The sequence below is a fragment of the Silvimonas amylolytica genome (assembly GCF_014645555.1).
GTDB lineage: Bacteria > Pseudomonadota > Gammaproteobacteria > Burkholderiales > Chitinibacteraceae > Silvimonas > Silvimonas amylolytica.
The window spans coordinates 21,560-40,117 of the sequence record NZ_BMLY01000011.1 but is presented as its reverse complement, the minus strand read 5'-3'; the positions used below and the strand labels follow the sequence as shown (position 1 = coordinate 40,117).

18 protein-coding genes are annotated in these 18,558 nt (G+C 57.2%); 5 read left to right on the top strand and 13 right to left on the bottom strand.

Annotation, left to right across the window (positions count from 1 at the left end; translation table 11 throughout):
* Positions 1 to 110: 110 nt before the first annotated feature.
* The 4 genes from IEX44_RS20180 to IEX44_RS20165 all read right to left on the bottom strand — a co-directional run bounded on the left by IEX44_RS20180 (position 111) and on the right by IEX44_RS20165 (position 4,736).
* A complete protein-coding gene (locus tag IEX44_RS20180) occupies positions 111 to 401 on the bottom strand; it encodes an STAS domain-containing protein (RefSeq protein ID WP_229679363.1) in 291 nt (96 codons plus the stop codon).
* A gap of 52 nt (positions 402 to 453) precedes the next feature.
* Complete coding sequence (locus IEX44_RS20175) at positions 454 to 2,118, bottom strand: response regulator (protein WP_188698533.1); 1,665 nt, start codon at positions 2,116 to 2,118, stop codon at positions 454 to 456.
* On the bottom strand, positions 2,115 to 4,277 hold the full coding sequence (locus IEX44_RS20170; protein ID WP_188698530.1) for a UvrD-helicase domain-containing protein: 2,163 nt from the start codon (positions 4,275 to 4,277) through the stop codon (positions 2,115 to 2,117). The genes IEX44_RS20175 and IEX44_RS20170 overlap by 4 nt, the downstream gene beginning before the upstream one ends.
* A 138-nt stretch (positions 4,278 to 4,415) precedes the next feature.
* Complete coding sequence (locus tag IEX44_RS20165; RefSeq protein WP_188698527.1) at positions 4,416 to 4,736, bottom strand: H-NS histone family protein; 321 nt, start codon at positions 4,734 to 4,736, stop codon at positions 4,416 to 4,418.
* A gap of 498 nt (positions 4,737 to 5,234) precedes the next feature.
* On the opposite strand from IEX44_RS20165, the gene argB reads away from it, so the two are divergent.
* The 3 genes from argB (at position 5,235) to IEX44_RS20150 (ending at position 7,396) form a co-directional block, all read left to right on the top strand.
* Positions 5,235 to 6,113, top strand: coding sequence for an acetylglutamate kinase (gene argB, locus IEX44_RS20160; RefSeq protein ID WP_188698525.1), 879 nt, complete (start codon positions 5,235 to 5,237; stop codon positions 6,111 to 6,113).
* Positions 6,114 to 6,199: 86 nt separating this feature from the next.
* Positions 6,200 to 6,655: a CBS domain-containing protein gene (locus IEX44_RS20155; protein ID WP_188698522.1), complete on the top strand. Its 456-nt coding sequence runs from the start codon at positions 6,200 to 6,202 to the stop codon at positions 6,653 to 6,655.
* A 78-nt stretch (positions 6,656 to 6,733) separates the two neighbouring features.
* Positions 6,734 to 7,396 carry a pyrimidine 5'-nucleotidase gene (locus IEX44_RS20150; RefSeq protein ID WP_188698519.1) on the top strand — a complete coding sequence of 221 codons (663 nt, stop codon included), beginning with the start codon at positions 6,734 to 6,736 and terminating at the stop codon, positions 7,394 to 7,396.
* 166 nt (positions 7,397 to 7,562) lie between these two features.
* Here the strand turns inward: IEX44_RS20150 and ntrC are convergent, their stop codons facing one another.
* From ntrC to glnA, 8 genes are all read right to left on the bottom strand, one after another.
* The gene (gene ntrC / locus IEX44_RS20145; protein WP_188698516.1) at positions 7,563 to 8,972 is read right to left on the bottom strand and encodes a nitrogen regulation protein NR(I); all 1,410 of its coding nucleotides are present in this window, start codon (positions 8,970 to 8,972) and stop codon (positions 7,563 to 7,565) included.
* A complete protein-coding gene (glnL, locus tag IEX44_RS20140) occupies positions 8,969 to 10,066 on the bottom strand; it encodes a nitrogen regulation protein NR(II) (protein ID WP_188698513.1) in 1,098 nt (365 codons plus the stop codon). The genes ntrC and glnL overlap by 4 nt, the downstream gene beginning before the upstream one ends.
* Before the next feature lie 337 nt (positions 10,067 to 10,403).
* Complete coding sequence (locus tag IEX44_RS20135) at positions 10,404 to 10,889, bottom strand: DUF4124 domain-containing protein (protein ID WP_188698510.1); 486 nt, start codon at positions 10,887 to 10,889, stop codon at positions 10,404 to 10,406.
* A gap of 26 nt (positions 10,890 to 10,915) precedes the next feature.
* A complete protein-coding gene (locus IEX44_RS20130; protein ID WP_188698507.1) occupies positions 10,916 to 11,203 on the bottom strand; it encodes an Rdx family protein in 288 nt (95 codons plus the stop codon).
* A gap of 32 nt (positions 11,204 to 11,235) precedes the next feature.
* The gene (locus IEX44_RS20125) at positions 11,236 to 11,859 is read right to left on the bottom strand and encodes an HAD-IA family hydrolase (protein ID WP_188698504.1); all 624 of its coding nucleotides are present in this window, start codon (positions 11,857 to 11,859) and stop codon (positions 11,236 to 11,238) included.
* Positions 11,860 to 11,990: 131 nt separating this feature from the next.
* On the bottom strand, positions 11,991 to 13,502 hold the full coding sequence (locus IEX44_RS20120; RefSeq protein WP_188698502.1) for a GGDEF domain-containing protein: 1,512 nt from the start codon (positions 13,500 to 13,502) through the stop codon (positions 11,991 to 11,993).
* Between the two features lie 90 nt (positions 13,503 to 13,592).
* Positions 13,593 to 14,183, bottom strand: coding sequence for an O-methyltransferase (locus IEX44_RS20115; RefSeq protein ID WP_229679361.1), 591 nt, complete (start codon positions 14,181 to 14,183; stop codon positions 13,593 to 13,595).
* Positions 14,184 to 14,412: 229 nt separating this feature from the next.
* The gene (gene glnA / locus IEX44_RS20110) at positions 14,413 to 15,822 is read right to left on the bottom strand and encodes a type I glutamate--ammonia ligase (RefSeq protein ID WP_188698500.1); all 1,410 of its coding nucleotides are present in this window, start codon (positions 15,820 to 15,822) and stop codon (positions 14,413 to 14,415) included.
* A 372-nt stretch (positions 15,823 to 16,194) separates the two neighbouring features.
* On the opposite strand from glnA, the gene IEX44_RS20105 reads away from it, so the two are divergent.
* Positions 16,195 to 16,647 (top strand): rhodanese-like domain-containing protein, encoded by a 453-nt coding sequence (locus IEX44_RS20105; RefSeq protein ID WP_188698497.1) that lies wholly within the window; start codon positions 16,195 to 16,197, stop codon positions 16,645 to 16,647.
* 67 nt (positions 16,648 to 16,714) lie between these two features.
* On the opposite strand, the gene IEX44_RS20100 is transcribed toward IEX44_RS20105, so the two are convergent.
* The gene (locus IEX44_RS20100; RefSeq protein ID WP_188698494.1) at positions 16,715 to 17,503 is read right to left on the bottom strand and encodes an NAD(P)H-dependent oxidoreductase; all 789 of its coding nucleotides are present in this window, start codon (positions 17,501 to 17,503) and stop codon (positions 16,715 to 16,717) included.
* A gap of 93 nt (positions 17,504 to 17,596) precedes the next feature.
* On the opposite strand from IEX44_RS20100, the gene IEX44_RS20095 reads away from it, so the two are divergent.
* Entirely contained in the window at positions 17,597 to 18,553 is a 957-nt protein-coding gene (locus IEX44_RS20095) for a LysR family transcriptional regulator (protein WP_188698491.1), read from the top strand.
* The last annotated feature ends 5 nt before the right edge of the window (positions 18,554 to 18,558 follow it).

Genomic DNA, 18,558 nt, shown 5'->3' with positions numbered 1-18,558 from the left:
CCGCCACACAGCGGTAAAAACGCTTGGCCCTGCCTCTGATGGCGTGCAGGGCGCACGTAAAAAAAGGACACTTTTTAGTGTCCTTTTTTTTGATGACCAATCAGGTTTGCTTATCGCAGTTCAAAGATGCCGCCGGTATTGGCAATCTCCACCATGGTGCGGATATCCGGGCGCATGCCATGCAGCAGAATCGGTCGGCCTTTGGCGCGTTCGTGCAGCAAGAGCAACATGCCTAGTGCGGTGGAGTCCATGGTTTCAACACCGCTCAAGTCAAAATGGATCGTGTCGACGCCTTTGTGCGTCAGCATGTCCTGAGTGACTTGTCGAAAACTGCGCTGACCTTCCCATGTGAAATGCCCGCTCAGCCGGATATGGGCAACCGGCTGTGCCAGTTCAAGCATCGCCTGCACGGCGCTTCCTTTTGTCAGCGTTGGCATAAACCACAACGCAGCGCTATGCAGCGGCGGGTGGTTGTTGTTGGCTGCCGGCGTCGATCCCGAACCGGGTGCGCGTGCGGCGCATGGCATCCGCCAGCTGGCGGGCTTTGCCATTGGTGGGATCTTGTTTGCGGACCCGCGCCAGGTAGCGTTGTGCCATGTCCATATAGTGCTCGTTCCAGCCTTGCTGATTGACGCAAGAGAGCAGCGTGTTGACGGCATTGAGCAGCAATTGCACGTTGCCGCTGCGGCCATGCAAAGCACTGATGAACATATCGGCAGCCGCAGAGAGATTACCATTTCTTACTGCGATGACGGCGTCATTATTGAGTTGACTCAGGTCACGTGTGACCTCCGCCACCATTTGCTGCCCAATTTCAGGTTCGCCCAGCCCGTGGTAGAGGCTTTCCACACTGGCCAGTACCGCCGGATCGTCCGATGCGGCGCCCAACGCGCTCCGAACCAGGTTAGCACCAGCCTCCTGCCTGCGGCGGCCATAGGCCTGGCGCGCGGCTTCAATCAGCACACCGGGCAGCGGGTCTTCCTGTTCGCGCAGGGTTTCGCAGGCATGCTCGAACAATTCGGCTGAGGCTTTGCGGTCATCCAGCTTTTCCAGCACAGCGGCTTCGATCAATTCACAAATGGGTTCGACTGATTCATTGCTGGCGGGTACTTCGCGGCGCAAACGCTGAATGGTACGCCGGGCACCGCCGATGTCATCGCGCGCCAGTTGGACACGGCCTAGTTCGCAATACAGCGAGATATCCGGCCAGAACGAACCGCGCGAAAGATTCAGCGCATACAACAATGCGTTTTCGGCAGTGTCCAGTTCACCATTGCGTTCGGCCAGACGGCCCAACGCGGTTTGTCTTGCTGCTGCCAGCGGGGAGCGTTGCAGGGCTTCTGCCAGCGTGGATTGCGCGGCAGTCATTTCGCCTTGTGCAGTGAGCGTACGAGCCAGCCAGTCGTAGGATTCCATGGCCAGTTCGTGATCCCGTTTAACGGCCTCAAAGCAGGCACGGGCACCTTCCAGGTCTTGCAGGCCAAAGCGGGCTTTGCCCAGACCCAGCCGTGCCCATGCACTCTCGCGCAGGTCCAGCGCCGCCGTACTGGATTCGACGGCAGACTGGTGTTCACCTAGCCGTAACAACAGGAAGGTTTTCATGCGCAGAAAATCTTCGGTCTCGTTGGCCGGCCGCAGGGCCATTTCACGATCACACGCAGTCACAGCGCCAAGATAGTCGCCCGCTCGCACCGCGGTATCAATGGTCCGGAAGCGCGCTTTGCGTCGTTGGGCCCGATTCAGGCGGTCGATGAAGTCGCCCGTTGAGAAGGGCTTGAGCAGATAACCGTCTGGTATCAATTCCGCCGCGCCCATGACCTGCGCTTGCCGCCGCTCTCCTGTGACCATCATGAAAATGCACGATGGCTTGAGCAGATAGTGCTGCTGGCAGGCTTCAAACAGGTGTACGCCGTCCATGCCGCCACCGAGATCGTATTCGCAGAGAACGACGTCGTAATCATGGTTCTGGATCAACCCCAACGCCGTGGTCTGGCGGTTGGCGTAATCAATAGTCGCGACACCGGCCTCCGCCAGCGCCATGCCTAGCGCCGCGCGGGTTTCGCTCGCCCGGTCGATCACAAGGGCGCGGGCGTTGATGGTGGCGTCGCTCGCCGTCATGCCTTGATGGGCTCCAGTTTGGCGTAGGCCACGGCCAGCCACTTGGTACCGTGCTGGACGAAGTTCACCTGAACATTCCCGTTGGCACCACCCTCATGATTAACCACCTCTCCAACCCCGAACTTGGGGTGTCGTACAGTCATGCCAATGGCCAGACCGTGCGCGGGCGTCTCGACATGGCGCGGGGTAGCCGGTGGGGCGTACCAGTCGTTGCTGGTATTGCTGGTATTGCTGCTGCCGTAGCTATTGGGGGCATATCCCCGGTTCAGATACTTGAGCAGTGTCGCGGGCACCTCATTGAGGAAACGGCTAGCGGGCGCGTAGCGCATCTGCCCATGCAACATGCGGCTTTGCGAGAGCGAGATATACAAACGTCGCCGTGCGCGCGTCATGGCCACGTACATCAGGCGTCGTTCTTCCTCCAGACCTTTCGGGTCTGCCAGGCTATTGTCGTGGGGGAACAGGCCTTCTTCCAGCCCGGTCAGAAAGACACTGTGAAATTCCAGACCCTTGGCGGCGTGGATAGTCATGAGTTGCACCGCTGCTTCGCCGGCTTCAGCTGCGTGCTCCCCGCCTTCCAGAGATGCATTGGCCAGGAAGGCCACGAGGTCGTTCTCATCTTCCGTGACAAAAGCCGCGGCGGCGTTGACCAGTTCGTTCAGGTTGGCAAGCCGCTCCTCGCCTTCTTTCTCGTTCTGGTAATACTCATATAACCCGGATAGCGAGAGGATCATGTTGACCACGTCCGGAAGCGCCATGCCTTGCGCTTGCACGTGCATGTTGTCGAGCATGTGCACAAAACGCCCGACCGCGGCAGCACTGCGCCCACTGCCTGCGCTGCAGGCAGCTTGCCACAGGCTGGTACCGGCAATGCGTGCGGTATCCGTGAGTGTTTCTACGGTCCGGTTACCAATCCCGCGCGCGGGAAAGTTGATCACGCGTAATAGCGCGTTGTCATCGTCTTGATTGGCAACCAGGCGCAAATAGGCCAGCGCATGCTTGATTTCCTGGCGCTCATAAAACCGCAAACCGCCATAAACCCGATACGGCAAGCCCGCTGCAACCAGCGCGTGTTCAATAATCCGCGATTGCGCGTTGGAACGATAAAGGATGGCGATCTCATCGGCGGCAATGCCATCGCGCTGCTGGGCAGCGATCTCATCGACCAGGAAGTTGGCTTCTTCGCTATCCGTCGCGGCTTCGTAAAGGCGAATCGGCTCACCGTCATCGTCACTGGTCCACAATTGTTTGCCCAGACGGTCACGATTGTGCTCGATCACTGCATTGGCCGCGTTCAGAATATTGCCGTGCGAGCGGTAATTCTGCTCCAGCCGGATTACGTGTTTGACGTGGTAATCTTTCTGGAAATCCAGCATGTTGCCCACCCTGGCGCCACGAAAGGCATAAATGGACTGGTCATCATCACCCACTGCAAATAATGCGCTGTTTGGGCCGGTCAGCAATTTCAACCAGGCGTATTGAAGCTGGTTGGTATCCTGGAATTCATCGACCAGAATATGCTGGAAACGGCTGCGATAATGGTCGCGTAGCGGCGCATTGCGCTCCAGTAATTCATAGCAGGCTAGTAGCAATTCAGCAAAATCAACCACGCCTTCACGGCGACACTGTGATTCATATTCAGCATAAATCATGCGTTGCGTGCGGGAATAATCATCCCGGGCTTGAGCCTTCTCAGCGCGGATGCCGGCCTCTTTGTTGCCATTGATATATTGCGCAATGCTACGGGGCGGATAGCGCTCATCATCGACATTGAGTGTTTTCATTACGCGTTTGATTGCTGCCAACTGATCCTGGGAATCCAGAATGGCAAATCCCGCCGGCAACCCTGCATCACGATGGTGCAAGCGCAACATGCGGTTACACAAACCATGGAAAGTACCCACCCACAGACCTCTTGGGTTGAGCGGCATCATGGCAGTAATTCGCGCCATCATTTCCTTGGCAGCCTTGTTGGTAAAGGTGACTGCCAGTAAACCAGCCGGGCTGATCTGACCGGTGGACAACAGCCAGGCGATACGCGTGGTCAGTACGCGCGTCTTGCCGCTACCGGCGCCTGCCAGGATCAAGGCGTGCTCTGGAGGCAATTCAACGGCAGCGCGTTGTTCGGGATTCAGCGAAGCGGTCAGAGGATGGGACATGCCGTTTTTTTTACAGGGTTCGACAGAGATACATTGTACTGGCACTCGCCCTGGCGCTGGGGGCCATGGCCAATAAAAAAGGCAGCCGCAGGGGCTGCCTTTTTAATCTGGGCGCCAACGTGATCGTGGCGCCAGACATCAAACGCGCAGGTCTTCCAGCGACTTGCCTTCGCCCAGCCATTTCAGTGCCCATTGCGGCTTGCGGCCACGGCCAGACCAGGTCTGGCTGGCATCTTCCGGATTACGGTATTGCGCCTTGCTGGTGGCGGCGGCTTTCTTGCCCGCCTTTTTGCCTTCCAGACCCAGCACTTCATTCAGCGAGAAACCCTTGGAAGCTGCCAGTTGCTGCAGTTCATTAATCAAGGTGACCTTGTCGGTTTCTTTGCGACGTACGATTTCCGCATCAAGGTCTTTTTGCAGTTTGTACAGTTGCGGCAGGTTCAGGCCGGACAAATCCATTTGGTTGCTCCTATGTTCAGCACAGCAATGGTGTTTTGATGATGCATTGCGCAAAGCCATCATGTGGCATGGGACTTGCCAACAGGCAAGAGACGCATTGTGCGCACGCAGGCATTTAAATCGATGATCTGATTATGCATGCAGTGTTTTGTCTATTCAAGTGCGTTTGTAATTGGTTCATTTCAAGGTAAACCTTAATTACTGCATATAACGCGCACTGACTAAATCAGTAAATGTTTATCGACACCAGGAACCGGTTTATTTCCCGCACCATGATCAGCTCGTCAATATCAATCATGAGTGACTTATTGCCAACTGATGGTGCAATGTCGGCTGCTCAGCCTGTGCTTGACCATGGTCTGTGAAAATAATTCCCGAAGGCATGCAATCGTTGCATGAGCGGCGGCTACGGGTTGTCACACTATTGTTTTGGTGATTGGTGATACTGCGCTGGTACAATTGCGCTTATCCAAACCGTGCCTTTGCCTGGAAACAGTCATGAACGAAATCTCTGCCCAACAGAAAGCGGAAGTGCTCTCCGAAGCGCTGCCGTATATCCAGCGTTTCTTCGATAAGACCATTGTCATCAAGTACGGCGGCAATGCCATGATCGATGAAGAGCTTAAAGAAGGTTTTGCCAGCGACGTGGTATTGCTCAAGCTGGTGGGGATGAACCCGGTGATCGTTCACGGCGGCGGCCCGCAAATCAACGAATTGCTTGATCGCATTGGCAAAAAGGGTGAGTTCATTCAAGGCATGCGCGTTACCGATGCCGAAACGATGGACGTGGTGGAAATGGTGCTGGGCGGCCACGTTAATAAAGAGATTGTGTCTCTGATTAACAAACACGGTGGCAAGGCCGTGGGGCTGACCGGTCAGGATGGTCACTTTATCCGCGCCCGCAAGATGTACCTGAAGGGCGCCAATGAAGACGAAATGATTGATATCGGCCAGGTGGGCGAGATCGAAAGCATTGACCCATCCATTGTGGCGCACCTTGATGCGCATGATTTCATTCCGGTCATTGCACCGATCGGGGTCGATCGCGATGGCGAGAGCTACAACATCAATGCGGATCTTGTGGCCGGCAAACTGGCCGAAGTGCTGCATGCCGAAAAGCTGATCCTGATGACCAATACGCCGGGTGTGCTCGACAAGGAAGGCAATCTGCTGACTGGGTTGACGGCCGCCAAGATTGACGAACTGTTTGCCGATGGCACCATCTCTGGTGGCATGTTGCCGAAGATTTCATCCGCGCTCGATGCAGCCAAGAATGGTGCGAAGACGGTTCATATCATTGATGGTCGCGTCAAACACGCGCTCTTGCTCGAAGTGCTGACCAGCCAGGGTGTGGGTACGATGATCCGCGCCAACTGACCGGCGGTTTTGGTTGGGGCGGTTGCAAGCTGGCGTGCGGGGTCTAGATTAAAAGGACACTCGTTGTTGTTCCTGGAGAACTACACATGAAGACCGCACGTCAACTGCTGGCCGAAAAGACGATCCACGGTACCGTTACCGTCTCGCCTCAGACCACGGTATATCAGGCTTTACAAGTTCTGGCCGACAAGAACATTGGTGCTGTCCTCGTCATGGAGGGGGACAAACTGGCAGGCATTTTTTCTGAGCGCGATTACGCCCGTAAAGTGGTGCTGATGGGCAAAACCTCGGCGGGTACGCCAGTCTCTGAAATCATGACCGCCAAACTGATCTGTGTGACCCCGAATGCCTCGGTCGATGAATGCATGGCAATCATGACCGATAAACGCATTCGTCACTTGCCGGTGGTGAATGATCAGGATGAATTGATTGGCTTGTTGTCGATTGGTGATCTGGTTCGTGAAACCATTGCTGAACAAGAGTTCCAGATCGAACAACTGGAAAACTATATCCATGGCCGCTCCTCGCCCATGGCGGCATAAACCGCGGCGGGGACCGTTTAAAAAAGCCGGCGTGTGCCGGCTTTTTTTTGCGGGCCGTATTCAACGTGATGGAATGTAATGAACGGATACCGCTATCCCGTGTGGTTGTTTGACCTCGATAACACGCTGCACAACGCCAGTCGTCATGCTTTTCCGGTGATTGATGCCGCAATGAACCGCTATATGGAGCAAACACTGGGCGTGAATGCGGAGACCGCGACAGCACTGCGCACCGACTACTGGCGGCGCTATGGCGCAACGCTGCTCGGTTTGCTTCGACATTACCCGCATGCGATCAAGCCACACGATTTCCTGGCCGCCTCGCATCCGCTGGCAGCATTGACCTCGCAATTCCATCCCATGCCAGGTTTGCGCCGTACACTCGCCCGGTTGCCTGGGCGCAAAATCCTGTTTACCAATGGTGCGCACCGTTATGCCGAGGCCATGGTCAAGGGCCTTGGGATTGAGCGCGAATTTGTCGGGATTCATGCCATTGAGCATGGCCGGTTCAGCCCCAAACCGCAGCCCGCTGCTTTTCGGCATATTTTGCGGAAATACCGGTTGCAGCCGACGCAGTGTATTTTGGTGGAGGACTCTCTGGATAACTTGCGCATGGCGCGACGGTTAGGCATGAAGACGGTCTGGCTACGCCCGCATCGGCGGGGACATGCGAGTGTAGATGTGCTGTTGCGCAGGCTGGATGCATTGCCGCTACGGTGGCAGGGAATGCAAGCGAGATAGCCAGGATGGCAAAGAAGATGTCAACCTGGTCTTCGGACTAAAGATGCGTCCGGGGAACAAAAAAGGCCGGTCTCCCGGCCTTTGCGGGGCGGCGCCCATGCTTGCGTCGCCCCGTCGCGCGTAAACGGCGCGCCCCACGTACTGGCAGGTGCGCAAAACGTACCGTTTACACTTCGTCGTCCATACCCAGTTCCTGAATTTTGCGGGTGAGGGTGTTGCGCCCCCATCCCAGCAATTCTGCCGCTTCGATCCGTTTGCCGCCAGTGTGGGCCAGTGCTCTTTCGATCACTGTCCGCTCAAAGGCGGGCATGATCTCATCAAGCACACGGCTTTCGCCCTTCGCCAGGCGGCCACCGATGTCAGCGGCCAGCGCCGCACGCCAATCACCATTGCCGACCATCATCGCGCCGTCGGCGGTTTCCGGGCTTTCGTTAATTTCCGGTGGCAGATCGCCTGCTTCGACGATAGCGCCCGGCGCCATGACGGTGATCCAGTGACACAGGTTTTCCAGTTGCCGCACGTTGCCTGGGAAGCTGAAATTGCTCAGTGCCGCCATGGCGTCTTCTGACAGCCGTTTGGATTCCACACCCAGTTCAGCGGCTGAACGGGCCAGGAAATGGCGGGCCAGCAGCGGGATATCCTGACGGCGTTCACGCAACGCCGGCAGACGCAGACGGATCACGTTGAGGCGGTGGAACAAATCTTCACGGAAGGCGCCCAGTTTGACGCGTTCTTCCAGGTTTTGGTGAGTTGCCGCAATCACGCGCACATTGGCCTTGATCGGCGCCTGCCCGCCAACGCGGTAAAAATAGCCGTCAGACAGCACACGCAAGAGGCGTGTTTGCAGATCTGCCGGCATGTCGCCGATTTCATCCAGAAACAGCGTGCCGCCTTCGGCCTGTTCAAACCGGCCCTGACGACGTGCTTCGGCACCGGTGAATGAACCACGTTCGTGGCCGAACAGTTCGGATTCCAGCAGGTCTTTCGGAATGGCCGCAGTATTGATCGCAATGAAGGGCTTGGCCGAACGCGGGCTGTGACGATGCAAGGCGCGGGCGACCAGTTCTTTACCTGCGCCAGATTCGCCCGTGATGAGCACTGTTGCTGCGGATTGCGACAACCGTCCAATAGCACGGAAGACATCTTGCATGGCCGGTGCCTGGCCCAGGATATCCGGGTTGGACACCGGCGCTTCCTCTGTACCCAGCTGGCGTGAGCCTTCTTGCAATGCACGCTGGATCAGGGCAATGGCCTGGTCTACATCAAACGGTTTGGGCAAATATTCAAATGCGCCGCCCTGGAAGGCCGAGACGGCACTCTCCAGATCGGAATGCGCCGTCATGATAATGACCGGCAGACCGGGGTAATCCTTTTTGACCAACTCCAGAAAGGTCAGCCCTGATTCGCCAGGCATGCGAATGTCGCACACAATGGCTTCGGGCACTTCGCGGCCCAGACGGGCCAGGGCTTCGGTAGCGGATGCGAAAGACGCGTGTGCGATGTTTTCACGAGCAAGCGCTTTTTCGAAGACCCATCGAATGGAACGATCGTCGTCGATGACCCAGACAGTACTCATGGATGCTCCGTGGCTTTGGTTGTAGTTGTCTTGTCAAATCCCTGCCAGCCATTGAGCGGCAGCAGCATGTTGAAACAGGTGTAACCGGGACGGCTGTCGAAATCGATCGTGCCGTGGTGCTGATTGATAAAGGTGTGTGCCAGATGCAGGCCAATGCCTGTGCCGCCTGGCCGGCCGGACACCAGCGGGTAAAACAGTGTTTCTTTCAGATGCTCCGGAATGCCTGGTCCGTTATCGATAATCTGCAACTGGATGGCGATCGGGAAGCGCTGACGGTTCAGCGTAACCTGACGCGCCACGCGAGTACGCAGCATGATTTCGCCCACGCCATCCATGGCCTGAATGGCGTTACGCATGATGTTGAGCACCGCCTGGATCAGTTGTTCGCGGTCGCCAATCAACGAGGGCAGGCTGGTGTCATAGTCGCGCTTGATCGCAAGGCCATTGGGTGTCTCTGCCAGCATCAGGCTCCGGACGCGCTCAAGCACCTCGTGGATCGACAGTTCAGCCAGTTGCGGCAAGCGATGCGGCGTCAGCAAACGATCCAGCAAGCTTTGCAGGCGCTGCGATTCTTCGATGATGACCTGGGTGTATTCCTTCAGTTGCGGGTCATGCAACTCTCGCGACAACAGTTGTGCCGCGCCGCGGATACCACCCAGCGGGTTTTTGATTTCGTGCGCCAGGTTGCGGATCAACTCGCGATTGGCCTGCTGTTGTGCTTGCAGACGTTCCTCGTTGGCGATCTTGCGTTGCTGATCAATCTGGCGAATTTCCGCCATGGCTGCGGCCTCATCGCATTCGATGGGGCTGGCAGTCAACGAGACATACACCTCGCCATGCGTGGTGTTGAGCGCCATCTCATGCTCAGTCAGGCTGATATTGTTGATGCTGGCGTTGGCCAGTGCCTGTGCAACCGGATTATCCGGGCCCAGACACTCGGTCAGCGCCATACCAAGGCAGTCGTCGCGCAAGCCCAGAAAATCAGCTGCGGCCGGGTTGTAATAGACCAGCGCGCCGTCGTCGCGCGTGGCCAATATCGCCGCATCAAGAAATTCCAGTCCGGCAAAGATGGCAGGAATAGGGCTTTTGGTCATAGGGTGCGGTCTATGAAATCGTGGATCAATCAGGCACGAAGCCTGGCGTGGTCGCTTGTGACTACCCGCCGCTTCTTTCATGCGGGATGAATAAGCAATTAGCGGGCCAGCTCAAGACTCTCCACAAATGGACATTTCAGCACGTATGAACCGGCCAATGCACTGATTGAGTGCATTATAGGTCTCGATATGGTGCATTGCCCTTGTATGGGGATTAACCCGGCTATGGCTGGCGCTGGTCGTGGTACAGGATGGGGCGTGGCAGGAATCAAAACCGGGCGATACAAAACAAAACACCCGCTTGGGCGGGCGTTTGAGCTTGGGCAGACGAGACGTCTTAGCGGTCGCGGGCCATTTCCTGCTGCAGGGCGGCCACGTTTTTCTCGTGCAGCGTGGTGTTATCACGCAGACGTGAAACGCGCTCCTGGTATTTCTGTGGATTCGTTTGCGCGTCGGTACTGGCTTGCGCATCGGCGAGCGCCTTGCGGGCGTCAGTCAATGCTTGCTGTTCGGTTGCCAGCTCGTCGGTGAGAATCTGCCGGCGATTGGTATCGCGGGATTTCTGGGTCGCGGCATCGACGCGTGGGAAATCGGCGGGGCTGGGGGCCGTGACCTTGTTGCCGCTGCCTGACTTGCCGTGAACTTTGCTGTTTCCCATCGGGATCGGGTCTGTATAGACCCGGGTCGCACCCTTCATGGGGATGTTGGAGAACGTGACACGGCCGTCGGCATCCACCGACTTGTAAATGTCGGCATGTGCACAGACAGCGGTCAACGCAAGCGTGGCCACGGCGGCAAAACGGAAAACGGACAAACTGGACATGGGGCGGAACCTTAACACAGCGTTGTTCAGCTCGGGCGATCACTATGACCGAGCGGCCGCTCTGGCGCGATCAAGTCACGAACACGCTGTTTCAATTCTTTGGCTTCGGGAAAACGACCTTCCACTTTGCGATCCCAGATCAACTGGTCGTCACAATGCACGACAAACACGCCGCCTGTGCCAGGCTGCAAGGCCACCTCGCCGAGTTCGTCTGCAAAAGTCGACAGCAGTTCCTGTGCCAGCCATGCGGAACGCAGTAGCCAGTTGCATTGCGTGCAGTAAAGAATACTCACGCGCGGGGTCGCGGTTGCCATGGTGTTGCTCCGGTCAAAAACGGATGGGTCAATCAGAAAGACAGGCCCAGGTCACGCAGGGCGGCTTCGGTTTGCGCTGCATTGACATGATGAATGCCATGCCAGCCTAACGCACGAGCCGCTTCTGCGTTGGCTGCGTTGTCGTCAATGAAGACCAGTTCGGCTGGTTTCAGATCAGGCAAGTCTTTGGCAATACGACGGAACATCTCGTGGTAAATGGCGGCATCCGGTTTGACGATCTTGAGCCGGCCGGACACCACGATGTCCTTGAAACGGTGCAAAAACGGGTAGTGCTCCCATGCATAGGGGAAGGTCTCGTCTGACCAGTTGGTCAGACCATAGAGTGGCATCCTGGCCGTTTCCAGGTCTTCCATCAGCTTGATGCCTTCGGGCAAGGTGCCAGCCAGCGTTTCTGGCCAGCGACCATAAAAGGCGCGGATGAGTTCGGCATGATCCGGGTACTGGGCGATCAGCGCTTCTGTGGCATCGGCCAAAGTGCGGCCGGCGTCTTGCTGCAGGTTCCAGTGACCGTTGCAGACGTGCTGCAAGAACCACTGGCGCTCGGTCGCATCGGGAATCAGTTTGCGGTAGAGGTATTCCGGATTCCAGTCAAAGAGAACACCACCAAAATCAAAAACAACTGCGCGCACGCTCATGGGTCAAAGCCGGGTTATGCGGATGAGACGGTTATTGTAGCCGGGATGAGTGACATTGCGCAGGGACAGGCAGATCAAGGTTGACCGGGCTGTGTTTGCAGCCCGGCCAATACGCCGGGGATGTACTTTCGTTAGCCGTGCTTTGCCGGCAAGTCGTTGGCCGGCAGTTCGGTTTCCAGTACGACGCGATTACGGCCGTATTCTTTGGCATGGTAGAGCGCATGGTCGGCGCGGGTCAGCAAGTCGTCCAGATCGTTGTCGCTGGGGCGCAGGCGCGCGACGCCCATACTGGAGGTGATACGGACATATAAGCCACCATCCAGTGGTACATGCGTCGCGGCAATGGCGATGCGGAGTTTTTCAGCAACTTGCTCTGCATCTGCCAGCGAGGTGTCGGGCAGGACGACCACAAATTCTTCGCCGCCCCAGCGACCAAAGCTGTCGCTGGCGCGGAGGGTTTCGCGGCAGGTATTGGCCACGGCGCGCAACATCAGGTCGCCGACCAGATGGCCGTGGGTATCGTTAACCATCTTGAAGTGATCCAGATCCAGCAGCAGGATCGACAAGGGCGTGTCCTGGCGACGAGCCATCAGCACCGCTTGGGCGCAGCGGCGTTGCCATTCCCGGCGGTTGGGGGCGCCCGTCAGTTCGTCCGTGGTTGCCAGTTCTTTAAGGCGTTCGTTGGCCTGGGCCAGTGCTTCGGTACGGGCGGCAACTTCAGACTCCAGTTGCACGCGATGACGTTTGATCAGCTCCTGCGCCAGCGCAAGGTACTGCAACATGATGGTGGTTGAGAAAAGAAACAATTGCAGATTCACAAACACCATCAACGGGTCTCCGTGCACGAAGGGCCCGATATGAAAAACGGTGGCGGCAGAGATGATCACCGCCGTAGCCAGCATCGCAACCACCATGCCCGGTAGACGGAAACGTACCGTTGTGGCCAGCAGTACAGGCAACAACAGCGCCAGGGCGGGCGGGTAGATCAACAAGGCGCCGGCCAGAATCAGGCCAATCAGTGCAACGGGCCACAGGTGCCGCAAGGCGTTGCAGCGCAAGTCCCAGCGGCCACGATCGCGCCAGAGCACGTAGACCGGCGTGGCCAGCAATATCCCGGCCATATTGGACAAAACCAGCATCAGGAAATGGCGGGCGACACCGGTGATGCTTGAGTCGGGCAGCGCGTGGCATGTCCATTGCAGCAAGGTCATGAACGGCGCAGTCACCAGGGCCGGCACGGTGCAAACCCAGAACCAGAACCAGATCAGATCCTGTGGCTGACGCAGAAAATTGGCGTGATGACGGGTTTCATGCACGCGCCAGGCCCGCATCGCCAGCCAGGCTTGCAGTGCTTCCAGTGCGGCGGCGGCCAGACCCATGCGCCATGCCATGCCCAACCCGGTGATCTGCGCCGTGACCGGAATGCCCACCAGTAAACTGGCCAGCCACACGCCCAACAGACCGGGCTGTCCTAATACCAGCAAGGCGACGACCCCGACCCCGCTGGGCAACCAGATGGTCGCCACACTCTCACCCGGTAGCGCACCGGTGCCCACACTTAACCAACCGCTCAATACTTGAATGACAAGGAGTGGCAGGAAGTAACGCAGACGGGAGCGAAGTGGCGAGTGGAATGTAAACATGCAGAACCGGTTAATGGATAGGGGCAACGCACAGCCCAGCGAGGGTACTCTTTCTTCGTTGGTAAGGAAATAGTGTGCTGCTATTCGGTTTCAAACCGGGTGTTTTACGGCAAAAAGCTCACCCTTGCCTACTGCAACAATACTTGTTGAGAAAGTATCGTCGGCTTGAACGAGGGCGTAAAAATCCACTATTTCGGCTTTATGCGATATGAAGTTGTCCACAATCAAGACGCCGCCAGGCCGCAACGCGCGGTTCAACAGCGGCCACCAATCCACGTACTGGTGTCGGTCAGAGTCCAGAAACAATAAATCGCATGATGCCGGGTGTACTTCGGCCAGATAACGGCCAGCATCATCATGAACAAGATTGATCTGGCCCGAGAGGCTGGTTCGGGCAAAGTTGGCACTCGCCATGGCAATTTTGTCCTCGGCGTGATCCAGCGTTGTCACCAGGCCGCCGGTGGCATGGGCAGCTTCGGCTAGCCAGAGCGTGGAATAGCCGTTGGAGGTGCCAATCTCCAGAATGCGCCGCGCGGCCGTGGCCAGCACCATGGCTGCCAGAAATTCGCCGGTATCGCGCGTGATATTCAGCATCCGCCGGCCGCGTTCTGTCTGCTGGCTGTCGTTCGCGTCGCCAAATTGTTCCAGCTCGGCTTTGAGGGCTTCCAGGGCTTCATGCACGGATCAAATCACTCTTGATGATCAAGATGAACAGGGTGCGTCTCTGACGCGGCGCAGCAATTTCAGTGAATACCACAAAGCTTCATCACTCAAGTGTCAGGTGCCGGATTGTCCGACTTGCGTGCAGTGCAGGCCGATCAGCGACTCGCCAAAAAACAAAACCCGCCCAGACCAGAGGTCTGAGCGGGTTTCTTTTTGCAATGACAGCCTGCCGAAGCAGGCGGCGCCATTACAGCGAGTAGTACATGTCGAATTCGACCGGGTGAGTCCACATACGGATCTTGTTCACATCGTTCTGCTTGAGTTCGATGTAGGAGTCGATCCACTCATCAGTGAACACGCCGCCACGGGTCAGGAACTCGCGATCCTTGTCCAGTGCGTCCAGGGCTTCGTCCAGGGATGCGCACACGGTCGGGATCAGCTTGTCTTCTTCCGGCGGCAGATCGTACAGGTTCTTGTCTGCCGGATCGCCCGGATGGATCTTGTTCTGGATACCATCCAGACCGGCCATCATCAGTGCTGCGAAGCACAGGTACGGGTTGGCCAGCGGATCCGGGAAGCGGGTTTCGATACGACGAGCCTTGTCGGACGCAACGTGCGGAATGCGGATCGAGGCAGAACGGTTCTTGGCGGAGTAAGCCAGCTTCACCGGTGCTTCGAAGTGCGGAACCAGACGCTTGTACGAGTTGGTACCCGGGTTGGTAATGGCGTTCAGTGCGCGAGCGTGCTTGATGATACCGCCGATGTAGAACAGGGCGGTTTCAGACAGGCCAGCGTAGCCGTTACCTGCAAACAGGTTCTTGCCGTCTTTCCAGATGGACTGGTGAACGTGCATGCCCGAACCGTTGTCGCCAACGATCGGCTTCGGCATGAAGGTTGCGGTCTTGCCGTATTGGTTGGATACGTTGTGAACCACGTACTTCAGGATCTGGGTCCAGTCAGCGCGTTGGGTCAGGGTGCTGAACTTGGTACCGATTTCGTTCTGGCCAGCGTTCGCCACTTCGTGGTGGAACACTTCAACCGGCACGCCCAGTTCTTCCAGCACCAGCACCATGGAGGCGCGGATGTCTTGATGGCTGTCAACCGGCGGGACCGGGAAGTAGCCGCCCTTCAGGCGTGGACGGTGACCCAGGTTGCCGCCTTCGAATTCCTGGCCAGTGGCCCATGCACCTTCTTCGGAACCGATCTTGACGAAGGAACCGGACAAGTCAGCATTCCAGCGGACGTTGTCGAAAATGAAGAATTCAGGTTCCGGACCGAAGTAAGCCGTGTCACCAATACCGGAAGCCTTCAGATAGGCTTCAGCGCGCTTGGCCAGCGAACGCGGATCGCGGTCATAGCCCTTGCCCGTTGCCGGTTCGATCACGTCACATGTCATGAACACGGTCGGTTCGTCGAAGAACGGGTCGATGTTGGCGGTAGATGCATCCGGCATCAGCAGCATGTCAGAAGCTTGAATGCCCTTCCAGCCAGTGATGGAGGAACCGTCGAAAGCGTGGCCGTGTTCGAACCATTCTTCGTCAACGACGTGGGACGGCACGGTAACGTGCTGTTCTTTACCAATAGTGTCGGTGAAACGCAGGTCAACGAACTTGATGTCGTTTTCCTTGATCAACTTGAGTACGTCGGCTACCGCCATCTGAGCTCTCCTTGGTGCAAGAGATAGTTTGAATGAGTGTTGTCTCGAGCCTGCCGGTTCAGCGTACTAAACCTTGCCGGCTCGGGTCGGAACGTAATGAAGCAGAAACTGTGCCAGGCTACTTACCCTGCCGGGAGTCATTGTGCCACAACAATCAGCCGTATTGCGGGTTTTACCTATACAACCCGATATGGTGCATGCACCACGTTTGCGCACCAGTTTAGTGCGCTATTTTGGGGCAAAACAGTGCGGGGTGTGCACCGCTTTATGAATTGTTCATGACGTAAAGAGAAGGGCTAGAATTGCAGTACAAGGCCGCTAAACGGTCTGAATTGCTGATTCTTGTCGACTGAAATGCAAAGGAATGCCGTCATGAGCACCGTGAGCAACATCCTCGAAAAAGCCCGTCAGCGCGCTGATGAATCAGCCCTGGCGTATTCCGGGGCAGTGACACCTGATGAGGCCTGGGCGTTGATGAAGGGGCTGCCAGGCGCAAAGATCGTAGACGTACGCACCCATGCGGAATGGCAGTTTGTCGGCACCGTGCCCGAGGCGTTGCTGATTGAATGGAAACGTTACCCGGATATGACCTTGAACCCGGAGTTCCTTACGCAGTTGAAGGCGCAAGTTGATCCGCAGAACGTGGTGCTGTTTTTGTGCCGTTCCGGTGCACGTTCACATGAAGCCGCTGCATTGGCTGCAAAGCACGGGTACTCCGAGGCCTACAACATCCTTGAAGGTTTTGAGGGGGATAAGGACGAGCAGCATCATCGTGGCCAGAAAAACGGCTGGAAAGGCCACAAATTGCCCTGGACGCAAGGCTGACCGAAACGCGTGATGCGTGAAAAAGGCGTGAGGTGAAAACCTGCACGCCTTTTTGTTGGGGTCTGCGTTAACCCGCGGGCGTGAGGTGTAATGCAAAGCCCCGTGTACCGGCTTCCTCGCGGTCTGGTTTAAGCTCCAGGGTCGGGATCACATAATCGCCTCCGTTCTGTTGCCGGTAAGCAATGGGCGCGGTGGTGTCGATACTGCGCATTCGTTCGCGGAGTGCTTCTGCCATCTGGGCAAAACGCGCGTCATTGAAGCGGTCGATGCGGTAGCCCACAAATGGGGGCAGCACCGTGTATCCCGGGTAATACAAAATGCCGTGATTGATCGGGAACAACAGATCATCAATCGGCCCGTTGACCCCGCGTTCGCTGTAATGCTCTGCCCATCCTCCGGCGGTAACGATCAACATGGCACGTTTGCCGGCCATGGTCCCTTCGCCGAATCGTTCTCCCCAATAGCGGTCACTGTGTTCTCCTACGCCATACGCAAAGCCGTAGGCGTACACGCGGTCAACCCAGCCTTTCAAGATGGCAGGCATGGTGTACCACCACAGCGGGAACTGCAGGATCAGCATATCGGCCCAGCGCAGTTTTTCCTGCTCTGCCTTGACGTCTGCAGTGAGGGCGCCTTGCACAAATCCGGCGTGTGAGGCGGCTCCGACTTTCAATCGCTCACCCGGATCGAGTGCTGGGAAATCGGCCCGATCGACTGAAGGTTTCCAGTTCATGGCGTAAAGGTCGGACACCTGGACTTCATGGCCGGCTTCCTGCAAGGATGCGATGGCGACATCGCGTAATGCCGCGTTCAGGGATTCCGGTTCAGGGTGGGCAAAAACAATCAATACTTTCATGGTGTTGGCTCCGTTCATGCGAATTGACCACCATGGTAGGGCGTGCCAGACTTATCCGGAATACGCATTGTATGCATAATATTTTGCCAAAAAATGGATAAATCAAAGCCGGATCAACCCAAACCCGATATCACGCTGGAACGCATGCGCACGTTTGTGCGTGTGGCAGAGCGCGGCAATTTGTCTGCGGTGGCGCGGGAGTTTCGTGTGGGGCAATCCACCGTGACCCGTCATTTGCATGAGCTGGAAGCTGCCATTGGCTTGCCGTTGCTCAGCCGGACCACACGCAGCGTCACACTGACTGATGAAGGCCGTCGTTACTACCAGCATTGCACGCAGATTCTGCGGTTGGTTGACCAGGCCAGCGATGAAATCCGCGACGCGCGTGGCGCGCAGGAGGGGCTGATCCGTATTTCCTGTACGGCGGCGCTGGGTGTATTGCATGTCAGTCGGCTGATTTTTGCCTTTCAAGACCAATACCCAGGCATCCACATCGATCTGAGCCTGACCGATGAGCGCGTCGATCTGGTCGAAGAGGGCATCGATATCGCCATTCGCCTGGGCGTGTTAAGCGATAGCAATCTCAAATTGCGTACCGTTGGGGTCAGCCAGCGCAAGTTAATGGCCGCGCCTGACTGGCTGACTGCCCATGGAGATCCACAAACGCCTGCCGGACTGGTGGGGCAAGAAGGTATCCGGATGATCAACGTCGCTGGCAGCGATACGTTGATGCTGACCGGGCCGGACGGCACCCGTCATGCGCTACCCGTTGGCGGCCGTTTGCGGGTTGATCACGGTCTGGCAGCACGCGAAGCGCTGGCCGCCGGGCGCGGCATTGCGCCCACGCATGTATGGCTCGTGGACGATCTGCTTGCCGCGGGGCGTGTACGCGTCATCCTGCCCGATTACAGCCTGCCGCCCATGCCGTTGAATTTGTTGATCGTGCCGGAACGCGCAGCCCTGGCGCGCGTCCGGTTATTGGTGGATTACCTGGCCCATGAACTGGCCAGACTACCTGGCATTGTCCCGGCGCGGACACTTGCGGCTTGACCGGT

Coding starts and splice junctions, on each gene's coding strand:
- IEX44_RS20180 (WP_229679363.1), bottom strand. CDS start 401: ATGCTTGAACTGGCACAGCCGGTTGCCCATATCCGGCTGAGCGGGCAT.
- IEX44_RS20175 (WP_188698533.1), bottom strand. CDS start 2,118: ATGACGGCGAGCGACGCCACCATCAACGCCCGCGCCCTTGTGATCGAC.
- IEX44_RS20170 (WP_188698530.1), bottom strand. CDS start 4,277: ATGTCCCATCCTCTGACCGCTTCGCTGAATCCCGAACAACGCGCTGCC.
- IEX44_RS20165 (WP_188698527.1), bottom strand. CDS start 4,736: ATGGATTTGTCCGGCCTGAACCTGCCGCAACTGTACAAACTGCAAAAA.
- argB (WP_188698525.1), top strand. CDS start 5,235: ATGAACGAAATCTCTGCCCAACAGAAAGCGGAAGTGCTCTCCGAAGCG.
- IEX44_RS20155 (WP_188698522.1), top strand. CDS start 6,200: ATGAAGACCGCACGTCAACTGCTGGCCGAAAAGACGATCCACGGTACC.
- IEX44_RS20150 (WP_188698519.1), top strand. CDS start 6,734: ATGAACGGATACCGCTATCCCGTGTGGTTGTTTGACCTCGATAACACG.
- ntrC (WP_188698516.1), bottom strand. CDS start 8,972: ATGAGTACTGTCTGGGTCATCGACGACGATCGTTCCATTCGATGGGTC.
- glnL (WP_188698513.1), bottom strand. CDS start 10,066: ATGACCAAAAGCCCTATTCCTGCCATCTTTGCCGGACTGGAATTTCTT.
- IEX44_RS20135 (WP_188698510.1), bottom strand. CDS start 10,889: ATGTCCAGTTTGTCCGTTTTCCGTTTTGCCGCCGTGGCCACGCTTGCG.
- IEX44_RS20130 (WP_188698507.1), bottom strand. CDS start 11,203: ATGGCAACCGCGACCCCGCGCGTGAGTATTCTTTACTGCACGCAATGC.
- IEX44_RS20125 (WP_188698504.1), bottom strand. CDS start 11,859: ATGAGCGTGCGCGCAGTTGTTTTTGATTTTGGTGGTGTTCTCTTTGAC.
- IEX44_RS20120 (WP_188698502.1), bottom strand. CDS start 13,502: ATGTTTACATTCCACTCGCCACTTCGCTCCCGTCTGCGTTACTTCCTG.
- glnA (WP_188698500.1), bottom strand. CDS start 15,822: ATGGCGGTAGCCGACGTACTCAAGTTGATCAAGGAAAACGACATCAAG.
- IEX44_RS20105 (WP_188698497.1), top strand. CDS start 16,195: ATGAGCACCGTGAGCAACATCCTCGAAAAAGCCCGTCAGCGCGCTGAT.
- IEX44_RS20100 (WP_188698494.1), bottom strand. CDS start 17,503: ATGAAAGTATTGATTGTTTTTGCCCACCCTGAACCGGAATCCCTGAAC.
- IEX44_RS20095 (WP_188698491.1), top strand. CDS start 17,597: ATGGATAAATCAAAGCCGGATCAACCCAAACCCGATATCACGCTGGAA.